The sequence below is a fragment of the Pseudomonas koreensis genome (genome assembly GCF_024169245.1).
In the GTDB taxonomy this organism is placed as follows: domain Bacteria; phylum Pseudomonadota; class Gammaproteobacteria; order Pseudomonadales; family Pseudomonadaceae; genus Aquipseudomonas; species Aquipseudomonas koreensis_F.
In genome coordinates, this window is the sequence record NZ_JALJWP010000001.1 from 1,402,853 (window position 1) to 1,425,000 (window position 22,148).

Below are 22,148 nucleotides of genomic sequence, written 5' to 3' on the forward strand. Positions count from 1 at the left end.
TCAGGAATTCTCATGCATTACCAGACTGTACTGTTCGACCTCGATGGCACCCTGACCGACCCGCGTGAGGGCATCACTCGCTCAATTCAATTTGCGTTGGCCAAGCTTGGCATCGACGAACCGGACCTGAGCAAACTGGAACACTTCATCGGCCCTCCGCTGTTGCAAGCGTTCATGCAGTTCTACGATTTCGAGGAGGCCAAGGCCTGGGAAGCGGTGAATTTCTACCGCGAGCGCTTCAAGGTCACCGGACTTTACGAAAATCGAGTGTTCGACGGGGTGACGCCGCTACTGGAAACCTTGAGCGGGCAGGGACGGCAGTTGTACATCGCGACGTCCAAGCCGTGGGTGTTCGCCCGCGAAATCGCCCGGCATTTTGATTTTGCCCGGCATTTCAAAGTGATCTACGGCAGCGAGCTGGACGGCACGCGGACCGACAAGGTTGAGCTGATTGCGCATCTGCTCGAGGAAGAACGCCTGGATCCGGCGCAGACCCTGATGATCGGTGATCGCAAGCATGACCTGATCGGTGCGCGCAGCAATGGCATCGATGCGGCGGCGGTGGGCTATGGGTTTGGCAGTTTCGAGGAGTTGAATGCCGAGGCGCCGGCTTATCACTTTGAAACTCTGGATGCGTTGCATCAGGCGTTTTTGCAGCGCTGATGAAATAGCCTTCGCGAGCAGGCTCGCTCCCACAGGGGCATCGCTATCCAATGTGGGAGCGAGCCTGCTCGCGAAAGGGCCGTTATGCCCCCGCATTCCTTAGAACCTGGCCAACGTTTTCAGCGCCGCCTTGCGCTCATCAACCGGCAACTTCCCCAACCGCTCAACCTCGGCATAAAACCTCAACCAATCCCCACCCACCTGCCTGAACAGCGCAGCAAACGCCGGCACCCACTGGTCATACAGCCCGAACGGTAACAATCGCGCATTGTTCAGCGGCGCATTGACCCAGGCGTCATAGCGTTTGTCCCCGGCCCACTGGCTGTCGCGCATTACCCGATAGTCCCGGCGCAAGCGCTCGAACTCGGCCGCTTTGCGCGCGCGCATCTGCTCGGCGGACAGCGGTTGCGCATAGAGCTTCTCCAACCGTGAGCGGGTGTCGAGCACCAGGCCGATGAACTGGTCACGCTGCTTGAGCCTGGCATCGGATTCCGCCGGCAAGCCGCGAAAGGCGCGCCATTGCCGCGTGCCTTCCTGCTCGACAAACGTGGCGAATGACTCGTTGAACTCGGTGTCGTCCTTCACATAGAAGCGCTGGTGCGCCAGTTCATGAAAAATCAGTGTGGCCAGACGCTCATCGCCCCAGCCCATCATCGAGTTGAGGATCGGGTCATTGAACCAGCCAAGCGTCGAGTACGCCTCGACCCCGCCGATCGACACGTCCATGCCCTGCAGGCGCTGAATCGCCGCTTCGCCACGGGCGGCGCTCTGGCTGTAGTAGCCGCGATAGGCCACGCAGCCGGCAATCGGGAAACAGTGATTTTGCGGCGTGAGAGAAAACTCTGCGGTGGCGAAGACGTTCCACACCACGAACGGGCGGCCGATGTCGGCGTACAGGCGATAGCTTCGGTTGTCCGGCAGGTGCAGATGCTCACTGGCGAACGTGCGGGCCTGTTGTGATTGGGCCAGGTGCGCGCGCAATCTGGCGTCGCGGCTCGGGTCGGCAATGACTTTCTCCACCGGCTCCCGCGCGCGCAGCAATTGCAATTGTCCGCTGGCGAGCTGGCTGTAGTAGCTGACGCTGGCGCAACCGTTGAGCAACAAAAACAACACACCCGGAAACAAAATCGGAAAAACGCGATCAAGTAACCCAAGGCTGGAAAACGGCCTGATCAAAATAAGAAATTCCCCGGAAAGTCTGCCCCAAGACTATCCCGCCTCAAGGAGCACCGCTATGCGCATGTTGATGCTGACAGGAGGCCTGCTGACGCTGGCCGGTTGTGCCGGATTCGGAATGCCCGATCCCGACCCTTCGCAAGCCTGGATCGATCTCGACGCCCGCCAACACGACACGGCGCTGCAAGCCGTGCAAGTCGATGCCACCCATGCCATCGATAAACGCTATTTCGAAGTGCAGCCCGGCAGCCACGAACTGAAGGTGCGCTATCAATTTCCGGTCGAGGCCACCAATATCGGCCCGAATGCCGAACCGCTGTGGCGCGATTGCCAGATGAGCGTGAAATTCAAGGATTTCAACGCCGGCCAGCGCTATCAGTTGCAGGCGGGCAGCATCGGCTTCCGGCCTTGGGCCAAGCTCTATGATGAACAGCGCAAGGTAGTCGGTCAGGGCACACCGGCGGGCTGTCAGAGCAGTTGATCGGCGCTATGCTGGCTGTTCAGATCTGTGGATATCCATCATGCGTACGTTGCTGCTGTTGCTCGTTGTCGGCCTTGTCGCCGGTTGCCAGACGCCGTTGCCCCCGGTTGACCCGCAAATGGCCTGGGTCGACTTCTCCACGCCAAGCCCTGGCGGCAAACTGCTGATGGCCGAACGTCTCGACAACCAGCGGTTGAACGACGGCCGATTTTTCCAGGTGACCCCCGGCAGCCATGAGCTGCGGGTGCGTTTCGACTTCGAAGTGTTTGGCGGCGGTGGCAGTCTGCTGACGGGACCAGTGGAGCGTCTGTGTTATCTGACGATCCGCTATGACCACTTCGAGGCCGGCCAGCGTTATCTGCTGGAAGGGCGTTCGTTGGCGTTCACGCCGAGCGCGCGTTTGTACAATGCCAAGCGCGAAATCGTTGCTGAAGACCGCGAGTTCCACTGCATCATCTAGCGGTTCAGCTGTCGTTTCTCTGGTAGATGATTCGCTTGGTGCCGTACTCGCAAGAACCGACGATCATGGCTGAGTCGTGCTGCTTCGCCTCTTCCGCCGTAATGATTTCCAGGGTGTAGGAAGGAATTGCTTTCGCCTGAATCTTGATCTCGATTTCCTTTCTGAGCTCTTCACAGTCCTTGGGGGCTGCGAAAGCGGACGTGGCCAGTGCACTGCAAAGGATCGCCAAGCCAATACGTTTCATCGATGAAGCTCCTTGAGGCAGCGCGCACGGGCGTGCGCTGAGGCTGCTGTCGATTATTCGACCACATTTCTGCGGAGCGGGTTCTGACTTTGCTCACATGTTCGGATTTGTGTGATGTCGAGATTGCCATCGCGAGCAGGCTCACTCCTATAGTTGATCGCATCCATCTGAATAAATGCAATTCCCTGTGGGAGCGAGCCTGCTCGCGAAAGCGTCAGCCCAGCAAACGCCGAATCAGCTGACCAGCGAAGCCTCGAGGGTGATCTTCGCATTCAGGACCTTGGAAACCGGGCAACCTTCCTTGGCCTTGTTGCTCAGCTCTTCAAACTGCTGCTGAGTCGCGCCCGGGATTTTCGCCTTGAGAATCAGCTTCACTGCGGTGATCGCGAAGCCGCCCTCAACCTGATCGAGGGTGACTTCGGCGTTGGTGTCGATGCTGTCTGCCTTCAGGCCGGCATCGCCGAGAATCATCGAAAACGCCATGGAGAAGCAGCCGGCGTGGGCCGCGCCGATCAGTTCTTCCGGGTTGGTGCCCTTGCCGCCTTCAAAGCGTGCCTTGAAGCCGTACGGCGCTTCCCGGAGTACGCCGGTTTCGGTGGAGATCGAGCCGAGACCGGTTTTCAGGTCGCCTTCCCAATGCGCCGATGCCTTTTTCACGATAGCCATGTCTGCCTCCTCAAATGTGGCGCGGAACGCCGCGCCTTCGCGGTTTTTACTAGCAAGGCTTCTGAGGATAGACGGCGGAACAAAGTTCAGCCTGGCTGAATCGTTGACTTTTTTAGTAGGAAATTTCGTCGCTACTATTGAATCTCGGGTATATGCCCTCATTCCATAAAACACGCTTATGGATTTGGCAGGTTTTCGTTCGCAAGAAAAACCTGCCTCCCCACCCGGAGATGCAGGCTCATGAAAAAACTGTCCGACGTTAAATTTTCCACCCTCGACCTGGTGCCGGTGCGCGAAAACGGCAGCGCGGCGCAATCGCTGCGCAACTCGCTGGACCTGGCGCAACATGCCGAGAAATTCGGCTACACACGCTTTTGGGTTGCCGAACACCACAACATGGACGGCATCGCCAGTTCCGCCACCTCGGTCTTGCTCGGCTATCTGGCCGGTGGCACTTCGACGATCCGTGTGGGTTCCGGCGGGGTGATGCTGCCTAACCATGCGCCGCTGGTGATTGCCGAGCAGTTCGGCACCCTTGAGAGCCTGTACCCGGGACGGATCGACCTGGGACTGGGCCGTGCGCCGGGCTCCGACCAGATGACCGCCCGCGCCTTGCGCCGCGAACGCTCCGGCAGCGCTGATGACTTCCCTGAAGATGTCGCCGAACTGATGCGCTATCTCGGCCCGCGCACCCCGGAACAACGGGTGATCGCCATGCCCGGCACCGGCACCAATGTGCCTGTCTGGCTGCTCGGTTCGAGTCTGTTCAGTGCACAGCTGGCAGGTGAGCGGGGCTTGCCTTATGCCTTCGCCTCGCACTTCGCGCCGCGCTTCATGCACGAGGCGATTCGCATCTACCGCAATCACTTCAAGCCGTCGGCGGTGCTCGACAAGCCCTACGTGATGCTCGGCGTGCCGCTGGTGGCCGCTGATACCGATGAGCAAGCCGATTATCTGGCCACGTCGGTGTACCAGCGCATTCTTGCCCTGATGCGTGGGCAGAGTCTGGTGCAGCGTCCGCCGGTGAAAACCATGGACGGCCTGTGGCTGCCCCATGAGCGTGAAGCGGTGGGCGATTTCCTTGGTCTTGCCATGGTCGGCGGCCCACAGAAGATCCGCGCCAAGCTTGAAGTGCTGATCGAGCAAACCCAGGCGGACGAGCTGATTTTCACCAGTGATTTGTATGAGCACGCCGATCGCATCCATTCCTACGAACTGCTTGCGCAAGTCATGAAGGGATAACGCGCACCCTTGTAGGAGCTGTCGAGTGAAACGAGGCTGCGATCTCTTGATCGTGATTTGAAATCAAGATCAAAAGATCGCAGCGTGCCGCAGCTCCTACAGGGAAAATCATCGCCCAAAAAAAAGCCGACGCATCCACGTCGGCTTTTGTATTTCAGGCGCGATCAACCGCGCTTGTAGACGATTTCCTTGCTGCCACCTTCGCAGGTGCCTACTACTTCGCCATCAGCCGCCGCACCCTTGTCGACAACTTCCAGCGAATAACCGGAAACGCCTTTGGCGTCGAGCTTCGCTGCGATTTCACTTTTCAGCTCTTCACAGGGCTTGCCGGCTGCAAACGCACCACCCGCAAGGCTCAACAAACCTACTGCCAACATGAACTTCTTCATCGGTCGCACTCCCTGGTCGGATTGAAAGAGGCGGGCATCGGGTCATCCACCCGATGCGCTCACCTTGTAGCGCTTTGCCATTCCCTATGGCACTCGGCCAGCGCGCAAGTTCAGAAGACTGGATCAAACTCAACTGGCGACAATCTTGAAGCCCACCTTCAGCGTTACCTGAAAATGCGCCACCTGGCCGTTTTCGATGTGGCCACGGGTTTCGGTCACTTCGAACCATTCCAGATTGCGCAGGGTTTTGTTGGCTTCGGCCAGCGCATTGTTGATTGCGTCTTCAATGCTGGTGGTGGACGAACCGACCAGCTCGACTTTCTTGTACGTGTGATGGTCACTCATGGCGATCTCCTTGGGTTGGAATGGCGTGTGAAATTGAACCTGGCAGGCAATTGCACTGTTGATTTCGGCGCCGCTGCGCTGCCGAAGTTCAGAATTTCTGCACTTTCTCGAAGTGCTGAAGTCCCAACCAACACACGCCACTCATCACCAATGCAGGAGAGCCACCATGGCCAACACCTCTTTACGTAAAGCCTCGTTGCAAAGCATGGAAGCCGAGATCGAGAGTCTGCTCAAATCGTTGGAAAGCTTGAAAGACGATGCTTCGGACGAGTCGCGCAAGACCCTCAAGGCGCTGAAAAGCAATGCCGAAAGTGCACTGAAACATTCCCGTCATCTGCTCAGCGACGCGTACGAAGAAGTCAAAGTGAAAACCCGCGAGACCGGCATTGCCACTCGTGACTACGCGCAGGAACACCCATGGACCACAGCCGGCGTGGCTGTTGGTGCAATTGGTCTGCTCGCTGCCTACTTTTTGTTCAAACGCGGCGAGTGATCAGGCTGGCGCAGCTCGTTTTTGAGCCACTGCGCCAGTTGCCGGGCGCGCCCGTCTGCGGCGCGCTTGGGTAGCCACAACGCCAGTTGCGCCGGGGTTTCGCAGAAGCCCCACGGCGCAACCAGGCGACCCGCCTTCAGATCTTCGATTACCAACGGCTCCGGCGCGATCGCTACGCCGAGACCTGCAACAGCTGCTTCCAGCAAATAATACAAATGCTCGAATCCTTGCCCGAGCTTCAACGCCTTGGCGTCGAGGCCGTACTGCTGCGCCCAACTGGGCCAGGCCTGCGGGCGAGAAGTGGTGTGCAGCAACGGTTCGTCGAGCAGTTTTGCGGCCGGAGCGGTTTGCAGCTTTCGATAACCGCTGAACAACGGGCTCATGACCGGGCCGATGCGCTCCGCTGCGAGTTCATAGACTTGCATGTCGGCCGGCCACGGCGGCTCGGCGAACAGTAACAAGGCATCCAGTCCCGGGCGTCGAGGATCGAGATCGCCTTCACCGGCAGACAGGTGCAAACGCAAATCCGGCAGATCGGCATTCAGCCGACCCAAGCGCGGAATAAACCAGCGCGCCAACAGGCTCCCCGAACACCCGAGCACGAACGGCGCATCGGCAGTGTTTTGGGTCAATTCCGCACAAACACTGCGCAACCGATCGAACGCCTCACCGCTGGCATCACGCAGGCGCACGCCGGCATCTGTGAGTTTCAAGCCACGTCCGTCCTTGACGAACAGGCTCACGCCGAGATGCTCTTCGAGCACCTTGAGCTGGCGGCTGACTGCGCCGTGGGTGACATGCAACTGCTCGGCAGCCTGACTGACGCTACTCAGGCGGGCGGTGGCCTCGAACGCGCGCAAGGCGTTAAGCGGGGGAAGGTCGTGGCTCATGGTATCTGTGAGTTTTCCTGACAGGTTGTGGCGATCTTATCGGTTTTCAGTCCAGAACGTCAGGGGTAGAGTGGACGTCATTGTCTTCTCACCGAATTCACCTGGAGCGACCCATGACCCAGACTTCGAACACCTCTGATCTGCGTAACGGCCCTGACGCCAACGGCCTGTTCGGTGCGTTCGGTGGCCGTTATGTCGCGGAAACCCTGATGCCGTTGATCCTCGACCTGGCCCGCGAGTACGAAGCGGCCAAGGAAGATCCGGCCTTCACAGAAGAATTGGCCTACTTCCAGCGCGACTACGTCGGACGTCCGAGCCCGCTGTATTTCGCCGAACGCCTGACCGAGTTCTGCGGTGGCGCGAAGATCTATCTCAAGCGTGAAGAGCTGAACCACACCGGCGCGCACAAGATCAACAACTGCATCGGCCAGATCCTGCTGGCGCGGCGCATGGGCAAGAAGCGCATCATCGCCGAGACCGGTGCCGGCATGCACGGCGTGGCCACGGCCACTGTCGCTGCGCGTTTCGGTCTGGACTGCGTGATCTACATGGGCACCACCGACATCGAACGTCAGCAGGCCAACGTCTTCCGCATGAAGCTGTTGGGCGCTGAAGTGATCCCGGTAGTGGCCGGCACCGGCACCCTGAAAGACGCGATGAACGAAGCCCTGCGGGACTGGGTGACCAACGTCGACAACACCTTCTACCTGATCGGCACCGTGGCCGGCCCACACCCTTATCCAGCAATGGTCCGCGACTTCCAGGCCGTCATCGGCAAGGAAACCCGCGATCAGTTGCAGGCTCAGGAAGGTCGTCTGCCGGACAGTCTGGTGGCGTGCATCGGTGGTGGCTCCAACGCCATGGGCCTGTTCCACCCGTTCCTCGACGACCAGAGCGTGGAAATCATCGGCGTCGAAGCGGCCGGTTACGGCATCGAAACCGGCAAGCATGCGGCCAGCCTCAACGGCGGCGTGCCGGGTGTGCTGCACGGTAACCGCACCTTCCTGCTGCAGGACGACGATGGTCAGATCATCGACGCCCACTCGATCTCCGCCGGCCTCGACTATCCGGGTATCGGCCCTGAACACGCGTGGTTGCACGACATCGGCCGCGTCCAGTACACCTCGGTGACTGACGACGAAGCCCTTGAGGCGTTCCACAAATGCTGCCGTCTGGAAGGGATCATCCCTGCGCTGGAAAGCGCCCACGCCCTGGCCGAAGTGTTCAAACGCGCACCGCAGCTGCCGAAGGATCACCTGATGGTGGTCAACCTCTCGGGTCGTGGCGACAAGGATATGCAAACCGTGATGCACCATATGCAACAGTCGCAGCAGGAGAAACACTGATGAGCCGCCTGCAAACCCGCTTTGCCGACCTCAAGCAACAGAACCGCGCCGCGCTGGTGACCTTTGTCACCGCCGGTGATCCTGACTACGACACTTCGCTGGCAATTCTCAAAGGCTTGCCGGCGGCGGGTGCCGACGTGATCGAACTGGGCATGCCGTTCACCGATCCGATGGCCGATGGCCCGGCGATTCAGTTGGCCAACATTCGCGCCCTGGGCGCCAAACAGAATCTGGCGAAAACCCTGCAAATGGTTCGCGAGTTCCGTGAAGGGAACAGCGACACGCCGTTGGTATTGATGGGCTATTTCAACCCGATTCACATGTACGGCGTGCCGCGCTTTATTGCCGACGCCAAAGAGGCTGGCGTCGATGGCTTGATCGTGGTCGACATGCCGCCAGAGCACAACGAAGAACTGTGCGACCCGGCGCAGGCTGCCGGTCTGGACTTCATCCGCCTGACCACGCCGACCACCGATGACGCGCGTTTGCCGCGCGTGCTGAACGGCAGCTCCGGTTTTGTCTATTACGTGTCGGTGGCCGGTGTCACTGGCGCCGGTGCGGCGACCCTGGAACATGTGGAAGAAGCAGTTGCGCGTCTGCGTCGGCATACCGATCTGCCGATCAGTATCGGTTTTGGTATCCGTACGCCGGAGCAGGCTGCTGCCATCGCGCGTCTTGCCGACGGTGTGGTGGTGGGGTCAGCATTGATCGATCACATCGCCAGCGCCGATACGCCTGAGCAGGCGATCGATGGCGTGTTGAGTCTGTGTTCAGCGCTGTCGCAAGGCGTGCGCAACGCTCGCGGTTAAAGCCGAAGGGAATAAAAAAAGGCTCCAGAACAGACGTTCTGAAGCCTTTTTTTGTGCTCAGGGCAATTGCAGTCCGCCCGAAGCCTTGTGCAGTTTGCGCAAATGCTCGCCAATCTGCTTGACGTTGGCCTCGCTGGCGGCAATCTCGGCCGCCCGCTTGGGTTCAAGCAGCTTGCGCACCTCGGTATCGAGATCGCCGGACAGGGCCAGCAGCTTCTTCTGCCGCTGGCTGCTTTCCGCTTCCAGTCGGCCAAACTCGCTCGGCTGGGGCAGTCCGTAACCCTTGGAGTCGAGCAGTTCCGCCGGGCGGCTGAGGAAACCACTGTTGGCGAGGATCTCCTGCAAGGTCGCGTTGGCCTTGTCCATGCCGCCGTTTTCCAGCTCGCGGGCGCCGAGGTAGCGTTGTTTGACCTCGTCCTGGGCCAGCAGCAACTGCCGGCGGAAACTGGCTTGCTCGAGCAGCAACAGCGCCGCACTGGTGCGCAGGTCGGCGCGATCGAACCATTCGCGGCGTTGTTCAGCGCTGAGTGACAGCCATTCTTCGACAGTGGTCTGCTTGATTGGCAGCTGCTTCTTCAGCACATCGAACATCGCCTGATAGCGATCGCGGAACGAGTCGAAGCGATAACCCAGACGCAAGGCTTCTTTCGGATCGTCGAGCACGCTGGTATCGGCCAGGCCCCGGCCCTTGAGCACTTCCAGCAAACCGTTGGGCATGATGCTGTCGAGGCCGACGAGCTGGTTGTTATTGCTGCCGCTGCGCAACAGTTTCAAGCCTTCGACCGCGCAGTTGTTGGAGAGGAAGAAGTAGTTGCCGTCGTAGCTCCAGTGCATCTCGGCGGCATGTTCGACGACGCCTTCGATTTCCTCGCGAGACAGGTTCAGCGGCACCGAAGCGAGGCTGCGAAGCTCGGTCTTGGTGTATTCGTCGATCACTTGCGCCAGCGGCAGCACGAACAGCCGCGACGGGTATTTGCCGACCAGTCCGTCCCAGCTCGACAGCTGCACGTCGCCAACGAAGGCGCGATAGGACAGGACCAGGTGCTGATCGAGGTCGAGACGGCAATCAGGGCCGCGCGGACGACCGGGGGCGCAGATCACCAAACGCAACATGCTGTGGCCCCAGCGGCTCACCCAGTTCTGGTTGGCCTCGGCCAGCAGGTAATCGACAGCGTAGACCCGTTCCGGATCGACTTGCCCCAGAGGCTGCTTGGCGAAGTCATTGCCCGCATTGAGAAAGGCGAAACTCTTGCTGCAGGTGTCCTGCGCGGGGGGCGCCCAACCGAAATGTTCCTTGTAGTAGCGATACAGCGCCGGGCGGCGGCAGGCGTAGCTCGGGTCGAGGAGGAAGTACTCCATGTTGACCGCTACGAATTCCTTGGGGCTGGAAATTTCGTAAAGGTCCGGGCTGCGGGCGATCTGGCGGTTTTGTTGTTCACGCTCGCCACGGCGGCCGACGTATTGCTGCCACCCGGCCAGATCGAGCAGGCGCGGGTCGTCGCTGAGGGTGAAGCGCCGACCATTCTGCCCGCGACACTCGTCGGGTATGCCAATCAGCCCGGCACTGTTGAAGCGTCGGGTGCAGCGTTGGATCAACGTGCGTTCGGCAGTAGGCCATAAACGCGCGCGGTCGTAGATATGAGTGATTTCGTGCAGCACCGTGGCCAGCAGTTCCTGGCGCACAGTGCCGTGGGGGCGATTGGTTTTTTCTTTGGCCGCGCTGCCGTCGGTGAGACCGGCGAGCAGCTTGCGATTCAGATCGAGCTCGGCAACCAGCGTCGCCTGCCCGTACGCGTTGGCAGGCATGTCGTCGGTCCAGCCGACATTAATGCGCCGATCCAGCCGCTCGATGAAACTCGGCGGCAGCTTCTGCATGGCCTCATCGATCAGCGCCTGACTGGCCTGTTGTTGAGCCGGGCTCAGACCGTCGGTCTTGAGCCGCAATTGCAGGCTGGCGTGGGCGCTGTTGCCAAGCAGCAACAACGCCCCGGCCAGCAGCCAGGCGCCAACGGACCTCACAGTGCGAGGATGGCTTCGGCGAGTACCTGATCGCTGGCGTCGCGGGCTTCCGGCACGCGAGTACGCAAGGTGTTAAGGGCAGCTTCGAGGTGCGCGCCACGGATGTCGCCGTTGCTGGCGACGAAACTGGCGGCGTCGTCGTGGGCCTCGCGGATGATTTTCGAATCGCGAATCGACGTGGTGGTATCGGAGGTGAAATCGATGGTGCGCTGGGAGGCACGAACGATGATGTTACTGGTGGCTACCAGGGTGTGCGCCTGGGCCATGTCGGCCAACACAAACAGGCCAAGGGCGGCAGCAATCAGCGGGCTACGCATGGAACGACTCCGGAAGGAAAAGGATAACTATTGGACGAGAATTGCCTCTGCCAGTTCAAGGTCGCTGGCATGAAGTTTCGGCCGGGTTTTGCGCAGGTAATGCAGCGCCGATTCCAGCCGTGCCCCTCGCCATTCACCGTCACTGGCGACGAAGGCGGCCGCGTCGTCATGGGCGGCGAGCAGCAGTTTACGGTCGAACGGCGCAGAAGACACCATGCTGGTGGCGTAACCACTGACGACCGTGCCTTGGGTCGAAGCATTGAAAGCATCGAAGGCGTTGGCAGACATCGCCCAGCAGGCAGTGAATAAAGCAGAACAGATGAGCAGATTTGGAAGAAAGCGCATGGGACTCGACAACTGTTAACGAGCCTGAAGGCTAGCGCAAATGCCCGGACCAGAGCCAGCGTTGAAACATCGGGACACGGCTGCCGTGTCCCGCAATGCAGCCGGCGATCAGAGGGTCAGAATCGCTTGAGCCAATTGAGCGTCGGTGGCATTGAGTTGTGGCACCTGATGGCGGATGTGATCCAGCGCGCTTTCCAGTTTCACACCACGGATATCACCTTCGCTGGCCACGAAGCTGGCGGCGTCGTCACGGGCGGCAAGTACGATCTTGTCGTCACGGAACGAGGAGGTCACATCGGAAGTGGCGTCGGATGAAGCTTTCAGCGCGCCGACAATCGAGTCGGTGGTGACGATGAAGCTGGTAGCGCTGGCGTTGGCAGCCACGGCCAGCAGGGCGGCGGCACTGAGCAGACGAAGACGGATCATGATGTAACTCCTTTGGATAAACCGTAGTGAGAGGTGGCTCGGTATCTGAGGAGTCAGACGCCTGTTGCGCAACGTTCGCCACGTTCTCCATGGATATTAGGCTGCCAAATGCGGTTCGCCCAGTGGTGGCCACTGAGCTCGAACGGTTCTGGATAGCTGTACTGGTTGTTTTTGATGATTTTGTAAATTGTACCGGTCATCGTAGAGTTATGCGGTTTAGGGCGTTTGTGGCCCCTTAAACGACAAAACCCGTCGAGGTTTCCCACGACGGGTTCTGTTTGTGCAATTCGGGTTGCTGGCGGTGGGTCTGACGACCAGAGCCAGCGACGCTGCTTAGCGCCAGAACGGCTTGCTCAGCTCTTCGTAGCGTTGTGCTTCGCTGATACCGGCGTCAGCCAGTAGACGCGAATCCAGACGGGCCAGTTGATGGCGGCTGGAGATGCGGCGCTGCCACAGCATCAGGTTGGCGATAACGCGCAGAGGCAGGGAAGCCTGGGTGTTTACAGCTTTGTCTTCGAAGAACAGTTCGGAACTGAGTGTACGTTCCATGGTTGACATCCTTCCGCTTGTGGCGGGATCAGGTAGTGGTTTGACTGGTGCCCATGATCCTCTCGTTTGCCTAGCCTCTGTAGATACAGTTCACCTGTATTGTGAGTGACCAGTTAACTGTTTATGAATGGTGTACGGGTCGAAATCGGGCAAACTGTACCTGTCTGCACTTGATTGGTGCATTTCGCCTCGTAAATCGGTTGTAAGTAAGGATTTCCTGTAGGAAATGACCGGTACAGCAGTACAGTTTTTGTCGATCCGGCGCCTTGCAGATACCCGCCGATGCAAACTGTGTTTACATCGGTGATTATCTGTATGAGTTACACCGCAAGCATGCGCCCGGTTTCTTCCAGCTTCATATGCCAGCTCAGTGCTTCGCGCAGAATATGCGGGGTATGACCGCCAATTGCGCAAGCCGCGCTGAAGTAATCATTCAGTGCCTGGCGAAAGTCCGGATGCACGCAGTTGTCGATGATCACCCGCGCACGCTCCCGTGGCGCCAGGCCGCGTAAATCGGCGAGCCCGACCTCGGTCACCAGAATGTCGACGTCATGCTCGGTATGGTCGACGTGGCTGACCATCGGAACCACACTGGAAATAGCGCCACCCTTGGCGATCGACTTGGTCACGAATACCGCCAAGTGCGCATTGCGCGCAAAATCGCCGGAGCCGCCGATGCCGTTCATCATCCGCGTACCGCAGACATGGGTAGAGTTGACGTTGCCGTAGATGTCGAACTCCAGCGCAGTGTTGATGCCGATAATACCCAGGCGTCGCACCACTTCCGGGTGATTGGAAATCTCCTGCGGGCGCAGGATCAGTTTGTCCTTGTATTTCTCCAGGTTGCCGAACACATCACTGTTGCGCCGCTCGGACAGGGTGATCGAGCTGCCCGAGGCGAAGCTCAGCTTGCCGGCATCGATCAGGTCGAAGGTCGAGTCCTGCAGCACCTCGGAGTACATGGTCAGGTCTTCGAACGGCGAGTCGATCAAGCCACACATCACCGCGTTGGCGATATTGCCGATCCCGGCCTGCAGCGGGCCGAGCTTGTTGGTCATGCGCCCGGCCGCGACCTCCTGCTTGAAGAAGGTAATCAAGTGCTCAGCGATCGCATTAGTGTCGACATCCGGTACTGACACCGTGGACGGCGAGTCCGACTGCTGAGTGATGACAATCGCAACGATCTTCTCCGGCGGAATCGGAATTGCCGTGCTGCCGATGCGATCATCGACTTTTACCAGCGGAATTGGCGTCCGCGTCGGGCGATACGTCGGGATATAGATGTCATGCAGGCCCTCGAGGTTGGCGTTGTGCGCCAGGTTGATCTCGACGATCACTTGTTTGGCGAAGATCGCGAAGCTGGCCGAGTTGCCTACCGACGTGGTCGGCACGATATGGCCTTGCTCGGTGATGGCGACTGCCTCGATGACGGCGATGTCCGGCAGCTTCAATTGCTGGTTGCGCAACTGCTCGACCGTTTCCGAGAGATGCTGGTCGATGAACATCACTTCGCCGGCGTTGATTGCCTTGCGCAACGTGCTGTCGACCTGAAACGGCATGCGCCGCGACAGCACGCCGGCCTCGGTGAGTTGCTTGTCGAGGTCGTTGCCCAGGCTGGCGCCGGTCATCAGGCTGATCTTCAGCGGCGTGACCTTGGCCCGCTCGGCCAGTGCGTGGGGAACGGCCTTGGCTTCGCCGGCGCGGGTGAAACCGCTCATGCCGACGGTCATGCCGTCCTCAATCAGAGCAGCGGCGTCGGCAGCGCTCATCACTTTATCCAACAACGAAGGCAGGCGAATACGGTCACGGTACATGGATGATTATCTCGGGCAACGAGTAGCAGGATGCGCAGTCTAGTGAATTTGGCCGGCGCCTGTCCCGCTACCAAGGTCGCAAACGAGGCCTCTATTTCGCGGGTTTGAAGTAAAACACCGTTACCGGATCTGCAACAACGCGGCAAATTGTCCGCCATCCGGTGCAAACAAAAACGCCCCGACAAGTCGGGGCGTTCGTTATTGCAGCGACGAATTACTCGACCGCTTTGACCATGTCTTCGATGACCTTCTTCGCATCGCCGAAGACCATCATGGTCTTGTCCAGATAGAACAGCTCATTGTCCAGGCCCGCATAACCGCTGGCCATCGAGCGCTTGTTGACGATGATGGTCTTGGCCTTGAACGCTTCGAGAATCGGCATGCCGGCAATCGGCGACTTCGGATCGTTCTTCGCCGCCGGGTTGACCACGTCGTTCGCACCGAGCACCAGCACCACGTCGGCCTGGCCGAACTCGGAGTTGATGTCTTCCATCTCGAACACCTGATCGTAAGGCACTTCGGCCTCGGCGAGCAGGACGTTCATATGCCCCGGCATCCGACCCGCTACCGGGTGGATTGCGTACTTCACGGTCACGCCACGGTGGGTCAGCTTCTCGGTCAGCTCCTTCAGCGCATGTTGAGCACGCGCTACCGCCAGACCGTAACCCGGCACGATGATCACAGTGTCGGCGTTGGTCAGCAGGAAGGTTGCGTCATCAGCCGAACCGGATTTGACCGGACGGGCTTCCTTCGCACCAGCAGGGCCTGCATCTGCCGTATTGCCGAAACCGCCGAGCAGTACATTGAAGAAGGAACGGTTCATCGCCTTGCACATGATGTACGAGAGGATCGCACCGCTCGAACCCACCAGCGAGCCGGCAATGATCAGCATCGAGTTGTTCAGCGAGAAACCGATCCCCGCCGCCGCCCAGCCGGAATAGCTGTTGAGCATCGACACCACCACTGGCATGTCGGCGCCACCGATCGGGATGATGATCAGCACGCCCATCACGAAGGCCAGCGCCAGCATCAGCGCGAATGCAGTGAGGTTGCCGGTGAACATGAAGGTCAGGCCAAGAACCAGCGTAGCCAGACCCAGCACCGCATTGAGCTTGTGCTGACCGGCGAACTGTACCGGTGCGCCCTGGAACAGGCGGAACTTGTACTTGCCCGAGAGTTTGCCGAACGCAATCACTGAACCGGAGAAGGTGATTGCACCGATGGCGGCACCGAGGAACAGCTCCAGACGGTTGCCCGCCGGGATCGCATCGCCCAGCTGTTTAACGATACCCAACGACTGCGGCTCAACCACCGCCGCGATGGCGATGAACACCGCCGCGAGGCCGATCATGCTGTGCATGAACGCTACCAGTTCCGGCATCTTGGTCATCTCGACGCGCTTGGCCATGATCGAGCCGGCGGTGCCGCCGACCAGCAAACCAACGATGACGTAACCGATACCGGCCGTGGCCAGCTCAGCCCCGAGCTTATAGATGAGGCCGACGGTGGTCAGGATGGCCAACGCCATGCCGAGCATGCCGAACAGGTTGCCGCGCCGCGAAGTGGTCGGGTGCGACAGGCCTTTGAGGGCCTGGATAAAGCAGATCGACGCGATCAGATAGAGCGTCGTGACGAGATTCATGCTCATTACTTCAGCGCCTCTTCTTTTGCTTTCGGGGCTTTCTTCTTGAACATCTCAAGCATGCGGCGGGTGACCAGAAAACCACCGAAGACATTGACCGCAGCCAGTGCCACGGCGAGGGTGCCCATGGTTTTGCCCAGCGGCGTGACGGTCAGTGCGGCGGCGAGCATGGCGCCGACGATCACGATCGCCGAAATCGCGTTGGTCACCGCCATCAACGGTGTGTGCAGCGCAGGCGTCACGTTCCAGACCACGTGGTAACCGACATAAATCGCCAGCACGAAGATGATCAGGTTGTAGATACCGGGGGAGATAAGCTCTTCCATCGTCTGAATCCCTGCTTAGGCGTTTTTGCGGATGACTTGGCCGTCGCGGCACATCAGGCACGCGGCGACGATATCGTCTTCGAGGTTGACGTCGAACTGGCCTTCCTTGGTGAATACCAGCTTGAGGAAGTCCAGCAGGTTGCGCGCATACAGCGCCGAAGCATCGGCAGCGACTTCACCGGCGAGGTTGGTCGGGCCAACGATGGTTACGCCGTTTTCCACAACGACCTGATCGGCAACGGTCAGCGGGCAGTTGCCACCCTGAGCGGCGGCGAGATCGATGACCACCGAACCCGGTTTCATCTGCGCCACGGTATCTGCACTCAACAGCGTCGGCGCCTTGCGGCCCGGAATCAGCGCAGTGGTGATGACGATATCAGCCTGCTTGGCGCGCTCGTGCACGGCCTGGGCCTGACGCTGCATCCAGCTCGCCGGCATCGGCCGCGCGTAACCGCCGACACCGACTGCGCATTCGCGCTCTTCATCGGTCTCGTACGGCACGTCGACGAACTTGGCACCGAGGGACTCGATCTGTTCCTTCACCGCAGGGCGCACGTCGGAGGCTTCGATCACCGCGCCCAGACGTTTCGCCGTGGCAATCGCCTGCAGACCGGCCACGCCCGCGCCGAGAATCAGCACGCGCGCCGCTTTCACGGTGCCCGCAGCGGTCATCAGCATCGGCATGAAACGTGGGTAATAGTGAGCGGCGAGTAACACCGCTTTATAACCGGCGATGTTCGCTTGCGACGACAACACATCAAGACTCTGCGCCCGCGAGGTGCGCGGCGCCGCTTCGAGGGCGAACGCGGTAATGCCGCACTCGGCCATCTTCGCGATGGTCTCGTTGTTGAACGGATTGAGCATGCCCACCAGCACCGTACCGCGCTTGATCAGCGTCAGTTCGGCATCGCTTGGCGCGACCACTTTGAGAATCAGCTCGGCGCCAAACGCGTCATTGGCGCCGCCAATGCTCGCGCCGGCCGCTTCATAGGCACTGTCGACGACACTGGCTTTGATGCCGGCGCCGCTTTGCACAGTGACCTTATGGCCTTGGCCGATCAGCTTCTTGATGGTTTCCGGGGTTGCAGCAACCCGTGTTTCACCGGTCTGGGTTTCGAGAGGAACACCAATGTGCACGTCAAATCTCCTGCGTGATCTTATTGAGTAAACCCATGCACTACGGATGGTGCGACTGGGGCGGCCGATCAGCACGATCCCGCCGAATCAGGGCGGGGCGCGGCATTTTGCAGGCGAACTTTATGCCCTTCAAGGGATTATGACGGGTGACGGAAAATTAACTACAAGTCATGCCGTGACCGAATGTCGCAGATGGCCAGTTGAACCCCTTGCAGGCCGTGCCCTGCAAGGATTCTGGCTGAATTTGAAAAAAATTCGCATCGGTGGCGTGAATAGGCAGCAATGAGTCGCCATTAGAGGCTGAAAGCCACGTGTTTGGCAGCTTGTGGGACGTCTGTACGACTTTCGGATACAGTCTGCGGAAAAGCGACAAATAGTTATATCTGTAGGGTTTTCAATTTTCTGACTACGGGGTTAAGTATTGCCGAGAGCCTTTATTCTTCTGGGCTGTAGCTTCGTGCCTGATTTACCAGCCAGTCACGAAATGCCTTTAGCGATGCTGATTCGACCTTTCGCTCCGGAATCATCAGGTAATAGGCCTTGATGCTGGAAAGCGCTTGAGGGTTGGCAGCCACCAAGCGTTTCTCGGCCAGCTCGCGCTGAATCAGAAACGGCGGAATCAGCGCGACGCCCATGTCGTGCATGGCTGCCTGGGCAAGCATGGAGAATAGCTCGTAGCGTGGACCTGTCATGTCGCGAGGGATATTCAACTGCTGCGAGTTGAACCATTGGCGCCAGGCGTAAGGTCGGGTGGTTTGCTGCAGCAGCGGTAGTTCGGCGATGGCAGCGGCTGTCAGCTGTCTGCAATTGCCGAGTAGGGCGGGGCTGCACACCGGCATCGGATTCTCACCCATCAATCTGTGGGATTCGGTGCCCGACCAATCGGCATCGCCGAAGTAAATCGCGGCATCGAATTCGGTGTCGGCAAACAGGAATGGCCGGGTGCGGTTGGTCAGGTTGACGGTCACTTCCGGGTGCTTGAGCTGGAAATCCTTGAGCCGTGGCAGTAGCCATTGCGTGCCGAAAGTCGGGACGACCGCGAGTTCGATCACATTGGTGCCTTGCTGGCCCATTACCGAAAGGGTGTCGCGTTCCACTGCATCGAGTTGAGTCGCCACTCGACGGCTGTAGGAAAGTCCCGCCTCGGTCAGTTTCACTCCCCGTCGCGAACGTCGGAACAGTTCCACGCTGAGGAAGTCTTCAAGGCTGGCGATCTGTCGGCAAATGGCGCCTTGGGTGAGCGACAGCTCTTCAGCTGCACGGGTAAAGCTCTCGTGGCGGGCGGCAGCTTCGAAACTGATCAGGGCGGTGGTGCTGGGTATCTTCCTGCGCATGTACGACAACCTCACTAATGCGCCGCATAAAAGGCTATTCGCGACGATACGGAGTGAGAAATTAGCACAACAGAATGCGAAATCCTCGTTTGCCCCGACCGCGAACCGCGCCTAGGATCAATGCCACGTTTAATTCACCCGATTGCGAGGGCACACTCATGGGCGGTAAAGCTAGCTTCAACTGGATCGATCCCCTGCTGCTGGATCAACAGCTCACCGAAGAGGAGCGGATGATCCGCGACACCGCCGCGCAGTTCGCTCAACAGAGCCTGGCGCCGCGTGTACTGGAAGCTTTCCGTCATGAGAAGACCGACCCGGCAATCTTCCGCGAGATGGGTGAAGTCGGCCTGCTCGGCGCGACCATCCCCGAGCAGTACGGTGGCAGCGGTTTGAACTATGTCAGCTACGGCCTGATTGCCCGTGAGGTCGAGCGCGTCGACTCTGGGTATCGCTCGATGATGAGTGTGCAGTCCTCGCTGGTGATGGTGCCGATTAACGAATTTGGCACCGAAGCACAGAAACAGAAGTATCTGCCGAAACTGGCCTCGGGCGAATGGATCGGTTGCTTTGGTTTGACCGAGCCGAACCATGGTTCCGACCCGGGCGCGATGATTAGCCGGGCGCGCAAAGTCGATGGCGGCTACAGCCTGACCGGCGCGAAGATGTGGATCACCAACAGCCCGATCGCTGACGTATTTGTGGTCTGGGCCAAGGACGATGCTGGCGATATCCGTGGCTTCGTCTTGGAAAAAGGCTGGAAAGGTCTGAGCGCTCCGGCGATCCACGGCAAGGTCGGCCTGCGTGCTTCTATCACTGGCGAGATCGTCATGGACAACGTGTTCGTGCCTGAAGAAAACATCTTCCCGGATGTCCGTGGCCTGAAAGGTCCGTTCACCTGTCTCAACTCCGCACGCTACGGCATTTCCTGGGGCGCGCTGGGCGCGGCCGAGTTCTGCTGGCACACCGCGCGCCAATACACTCTGGACCGTCAGCAATTCGGCCGCCCATTGGCCGCGACGCAACTGGTGCAGAAGAAACTCGCCGACATGCAGACCGAGATCACTCTGGCGCTGCAGGGCTGCCTGCGTCTTGGGCGGATGAAGGACGAAGGCACAGCTGCCGTTGAAATCACTTCGATCATGAAGCGCAACTCCTGCGGCAAGTCGCTGGATATTGCGCGGATGGCGCGCGACATGCTTGGTGGCAATGGTATCTCCGATGAGTTCGGCGTGGCCCGTCACCTGGTCAACCTGGAAGTGGTGAATACCTATGAAGGTACCCACGACGTTCACGCGCTGATCCTCGGGCGTGCGCAAACCGGTCTGCAGGCGTTCTATTAACAGGAGGGCGGACCATGGGCGCGCTGTCGCATCTACGGGTACTGGATTTATCGCGCGTGTTGGCCGGGCCGTGGTCCGGGCAGATACTCGCCGACCTTGGCGCCGAGGTGATCAAGGTCGAACGCCCGGGCAATGGTGACGACACTCGCGCCTGGGGGCCGCCCTTCCTCAAGGACGCTTACGGCGAGAACACGTCGGAAGCGGCTTATTACCTCTCGGCCAACCGCAACAAGCAATCGGTGACCATCGACTTCACGCGTCCTGAAGGGCAGAAGCTGGTGCGCGACTTGGCGGCGAAGTCGGACATCCTGATCGAGAACTTCAAGGTTGGCGGTCTGGCGGCGTATGGTCTGGACTATGAGTCGCTGAAGGCACTCAACCCGAGTCTGATCTATTGCTCCATCACCGGCTTCGGCCAGACCGGCCCCTACGCCAAGCGCGCAGGGTATGACTTCATGATCCAGGGGCTTGGCGGCTTGATGAGCCTGACTGGCCGTCCCGAAGGAGATGAAGGCGCCGGGCCGGTGAAGGTGGGCGTGGCGCTGACGGATATCCTCACCGGCTTGTACTCGACAGTGGCGATTCTCGCGGCATTGGCTCATCGCGATCACGAGGGTGGTGGCCAACACATCGATATGGCGTTGCTGGACGTGCAAGTTGCGTGTCTGGCCAACCAGGCGATGAACTACCTGACCACGGGCAATGCCCCAAAGCGGCTGGGCAATGCGCATCCCAACATCGTGCCTTATCAGGACTTTCCTACAGCGGATGGCGACTTCATCCTCACCGTGGGTAATGACGGACAGTTCCGCAAGTTCGCCGAAGTCGCTGGGCAGCCGCAGTGGGCGGACGATCCTCGCTTCGCGACCAACAAGCTGCGGGTGGCGAATCGCGCAACGTTGATCCCTTTGATTCGTCAGGCGACGGTCTTCAAGACCACGGCCGAGTGGGTTGCTCAACTGGAACAGGCGGGCGTGCCTTGTGGGCCGATCAATGATTTGTCGCAAGTGTTTGAGGATCCCCAGGTGAAGGCGCGCGGCCTGGCTATCGAGCTGCCCCATGCTTTGGCGGGGAGGGTGCCTCAGGTAGCCAGTCCGATTCGGTTGTCGGAGACGCCTGTCGAGTATCGTCATGCGCCTCCTTTATTGGGGGAGCACACGCTGGAAGTTCTGCAGCGAGTCTTGGGTCTGGGAGCGGGCGCAGTCGCCGCGCTTAAGGACGAAGGGGTCCTTTGAGTCTTTCTTCTATATAGAAGACTTGGATCTAACCGTCGATTGACTGTTTTTTAGCCAATTCGCAAGTTATTGAAAGAAAAGCGAAATTAACGGTTGACGGCAGATTCCAGAGGTCTATAATTCGCCCCACTTCCGGCGCAGTCGAAACGGAAAACTCCTTGAGATTCAAAGAGTTACGCAGTTTTCGACAGCGGCCTGCTTCAGACTATCGAGGCCTGGAAGGAGTTGAAGGAGCACTGATGTGTGGCTCTTTTGACGGTTCGATCTTCTCGGTCGAAAGCGGAGAAGAAGAGGTGTTGACAGCAGCGATTAACGCTGTAGAATTCGCCTCCCGCTAACGAGAGATCGGAAGCGCAAGTGGTTGAAGTTGTTGAAGAATTCTTCGAAAACTTCTGAAAATAATCACTTGACAGCAAATGAGGCTGCTGTAGAATGCGCGCCTCGGTTGAGACGAAAGATC

Annotated in this window: 25 protein-coding genes; 9 read left to right on the forward strand and 16 right to left on the reverse strand. The window is 59.4% G+C overall.

Annotated features, from left to right (window positions below; all coding sequences use genetic code 11):
- The first annotated feature begins 12 nt into the window (after positions 1-12).
- Positions 13-663 carry an HAD family hydrolase gene (locus J2Y90_RS06530; RefSeq protein ID WP_253497656.1) on the forward strand — a complete coding sequence of 217 codons (651 nt, stop codon included), beginning with the start codon at positions 13-15 and terminating at the stop codon, positions 661-663.
- Between the two features lie 99 nt (positions 664-762).
- Here the strand turns inward: J2Y90_RS06530 and J2Y90_RS06535 are convergent, their stop codons facing one another.
- Entirely contained in the window at positions 763-1,839 is a 1,077-nt protein-coding gene (locus J2Y90_RS06535) for an aminopeptidase (RefSeq protein WP_253497659.1), read from the reverse strand.
- A 58-nt stretch (positions 1,840-1,897) separates the two neighbouring features.
- Here J2Y90_RS06535 and J2Y90_RS06540 point away from each other — a divergent pair, with 58 nt between their 5' ends.
- Complete coding sequence (locus J2Y90_RS06540; RefSeq protein ID WP_253497662.1) at positions 1,898-2,320, forward strand: hypothetical protein; 423 nt, start codon at positions 1,898-1,900, stop codon at positions 2,318-2,320.
- 40 nt (positions 2,321-2,360) lie between these two features.
- On the forward strand, positions 2,361-2,780 hold the full coding sequence (locus tag J2Y90_RS06545) for a hypothetical protein (protein WP_253497664.1): 420 nt from the start codon (positions 2,361-2,363) through the stop codon (positions 2,778-2,780).
- 4 nt (positions 2,781-2,784) lie between these two features.
- Here J2Y90_RS06545 and J2Y90_RS06550 read toward each other — a convergent pair whose 3' ends face one another.
- Together J2Y90_RS06550 and J2Y90_RS06555 are read right to left on the reverse strand one after the other, a co-directional pair.
- Entirely contained in the window at positions 2,785-3,024 is a 240-nt protein-coding gene (locus tag J2Y90_RS06550; RefSeq protein WP_253497667.1) for a DUF1161 domain-containing protein, read from the reverse strand.
- A gap of 234 nt (positions 3,025-3,258) precedes the next feature.
- Complete coding sequence (locus J2Y90_RS06555; protein WP_101159624.1) at positions 3,259-3,690, reverse strand: OsmC family protein; 432 nt, start codon at positions 3,688-3,690, stop codon at positions 3,259-3,261.
- A 240-nt stretch (positions 3,691-3,930) separates the two neighbouring features.
- Here J2Y90_RS06555 and J2Y90_RS06560 point away from each other — a divergent pair, with 240 nt between their 5' ends.
- Positions 3,931-4,932 (forward strand): LLM class flavin-dependent oxidoreductase, encoded by a 1,002-nt coding sequence (locus tag J2Y90_RS06560; protein ID WP_056791299.1) that lies wholly within the window; start codon positions 3,931-3,933, stop codon positions 4,930-4,932.
- A gap of 164 nt (positions 4,933-5,096) precedes the next feature.
- Here J2Y90_RS06560 and J2Y90_RS06565 read toward each other — a convergent pair whose 3' ends face one another.
- Positions 5,097-5,321: a DUF1161 domain-containing protein gene (locus tag J2Y90_RS06565; protein ID WP_042608985.1), complete on the reverse strand. Its 225-nt coding sequence runs from the start codon at positions 5,319-5,321 to the stop codon at positions 5,097-5,099.
- A gap of 129 nt (positions 5,322-5,450) precedes the next feature.
- Positions 5,451-5,666: a dodecin gene (locus J2Y90_RS06570; protein ID WP_039757080.1), complete on the reverse strand. Its 216-nt coding sequence runs from the start codon at positions 5,664-5,666 to the stop codon at positions 5,451-5,453.
- Between the two features lie 166 nt (positions 5,667-5,832).
- On the opposite strand from J2Y90_RS06570, the gene J2Y90_RS06575 reads away from it, so the two are divergent.
- Positions 5,833-6,159, forward strand: a complete 327-nt coding sequence (locus tag J2Y90_RS06575; protein ID WP_039757078.1) for a DUF883 family protein — start codon at positions 5,833-5,835, stop codon at positions 6,157-6,159.
- Here the strand turns inward: J2Y90_RS06575 and J2Y90_RS06580 are convergent.
- Positions 6,132-7,049 (reverse strand): LysR family transcriptional regulator, encoded by a 918-nt coding sequence (locus J2Y90_RS06580; protein ID WP_253497671.1) that lies wholly within the window; start codon positions 7,047-7,049, stop codon positions 6,132-6,134. The genes J2Y90_RS06575 and J2Y90_RS06580 overlap by 28 nt on opposite strands.
- A gap of 113 nt (positions 7,050-7,162) precedes the next feature.
- Here J2Y90_RS06580 and trpB point away from each other — a divergent pair, with 113 nt between their 5' ends.
- Positions 7,163-8,395 (forward strand): tryptophan synthase subunit beta, encoded by a 1,233-nt coding sequence (gene trpB, locus J2Y90_RS06585; protein ID WP_253497674.1) that lies wholly within the window; start codon positions 7,163-7,165, stop codon positions 8,393-8,395.
- Positions 8,395-9,204, forward strand: coding sequence for a tryptophan synthase subunit alpha (gene trpA / locus J2Y90_RS06590; RefSeq protein ID WP_253497677.1), 810 nt, complete (start codon positions 8,395-8,397; stop codon positions 9,202-9,204). The genes trpB and trpA overlap by 1 nt, the downstream gene beginning before the upstream one ends.
- A 57-nt stretch (positions 9,205-9,261) precedes the next feature.
- Here trpA and J2Y90_RS06595 read toward each other — a convergent pair whose 3' ends face one another.
- From J2Y90_RS06595 to J2Y90_RS06640, 10 genes are all read right to left on the reverse strand, one after another.
- A complete protein-coding gene (locus tag J2Y90_RS06595; RefSeq protein WP_253497679.1) occupies positions 9,262-11,223 on the reverse strand; it encodes a DUF7844 domain-containing protein in 1,962 nt (653 codons plus the stop codon).
- Positions 11,220-11,540, reverse strand: coding sequence for a DUF2388 domain-containing protein (locus J2Y90_RS06600; protein WP_253497682.1), 321 nt, complete (start codon positions 11,538-11,540; stop codon positions 11,220-11,222). The genes J2Y90_RS06595 and J2Y90_RS06600 overlap by 4 nt, the downstream gene beginning before the upstream one ends.
- 27 nt (positions 11,541-11,567) lie before the next feature.
- The gene (locus J2Y90_RS06605) at positions 11,568-11,885 is read right to left on the reverse strand and encodes a DUF2388 domain-containing protein (RefSeq protein ID WP_253497685.1); all 318 of its coding nucleotides are present in this window, start codon (positions 11,883-11,885) and stop codon (positions 11,568-11,570) included.
- Positions 11,886-11,993: 108 nt separating this feature from the next.
- Positions 11,994-12,311: a DUF2388 domain-containing protein gene (locus tag J2Y90_RS06610; RefSeq protein ID WP_253497688.1), complete on the reverse strand. Its 318-nt coding sequence runs from the start codon at positions 12,309-12,311 to the stop codon at positions 11,994-11,996.
- A 333-nt stretch (positions 12,312-12,644) separates the two neighbouring features.
- Positions 12,645-12,860: a DUF1127 domain-containing protein gene (locus J2Y90_RS06615; RefSeq protein WP_007911656.1), complete on the reverse strand. Its 216-nt coding sequence runs from the start codon at positions 12,858-12,860 to the stop codon at positions 12,645-12,647.
- A gap of 320 nt (positions 12,861-13,180) precedes the next feature.
- A complete protein-coding gene (locus tag J2Y90_RS06620; protein ID WP_253497691.1) occupies positions 13,181-14,674 on the reverse strand; it encodes an acetyl-CoA hydrolase/transferase family protein in 1,494 nt (497 codons plus the stop codon).
- Positions 14,675-14,888: 214 nt separating this feature from the next.
- Complete coding sequence (locus J2Y90_RS06625; RefSeq protein WP_253497694.1) at positions 14,889-16,322, reverse strand: NAD(P)(+) transhydrogenase (Re/Si-specific) subunit beta; 1,434 nt, start codon at positions 16,320-16,322, stop codon at positions 14,889-14,891.
- On the reverse strand, positions 16,322-16,642 hold the full coding sequence (locus J2Y90_RS06630; RefSeq protein WP_253497696.1) for an NAD(P) transhydrogenase subunit alpha: 321 nt from the start codon (positions 16,640-16,642) through the stop codon (positions 16,322-16,324). Before J2Y90_RS06630 ends, J2Y90_RS06625 begins: the two co-directional genes overlap by 1 nt.
- A gap of 15 nt (positions 16,643-16,657) precedes the next feature.
- Positions 16,658-17,779: a Re/Si-specific NAD(P)(+) transhydrogenase subunit alpha gene (locus J2Y90_RS06635; RefSeq protein WP_253497698.1), complete on the reverse strand. Its 1,122-nt coding sequence runs from the start codon at positions 17,777-17,779 to the stop codon at positions 16,658-16,660.
- A 434-nt stretch (positions 17,780-18,213) separates the two neighbouring features.
- On the reverse strand, positions 18,214-19,113 hold the full coding sequence (locus J2Y90_RS06640; protein ID WP_253497700.1) for a LysR family transcriptional regulator: 900 nt from the start codon (positions 19,111-19,113) through the stop codon (positions 18,214-18,216).
- Between the two features lie 158 nt (positions 19,114-19,271).
- Between J2Y90_RS06640 and J2Y90_RS06645 the strand changes: the two genes are divergently transcribed.
- Positions 19,272-20,453: an acyl-CoA dehydrogenase gene (locus J2Y90_RS06645; protein WP_024015035.1), complete on the forward strand. Its 1,182-nt coding sequence runs from the start codon at positions 19,272-19,274 to the stop codon at positions 20,451-20,453.
- 14 nt (positions 20,454-20,467) lie between these two features.
- Complete coding sequence (locus J2Y90_RS06650; protein WP_253497702.1) at positions 20,468-21,688, forward strand: CaiB/BaiF CoA transferase family protein; 1,221 nt, start codon at positions 20,468-20,470, stop codon at positions 21,686-21,688.
- Positions 21,689-22,148: the final 460 nt, after the last annotated feature.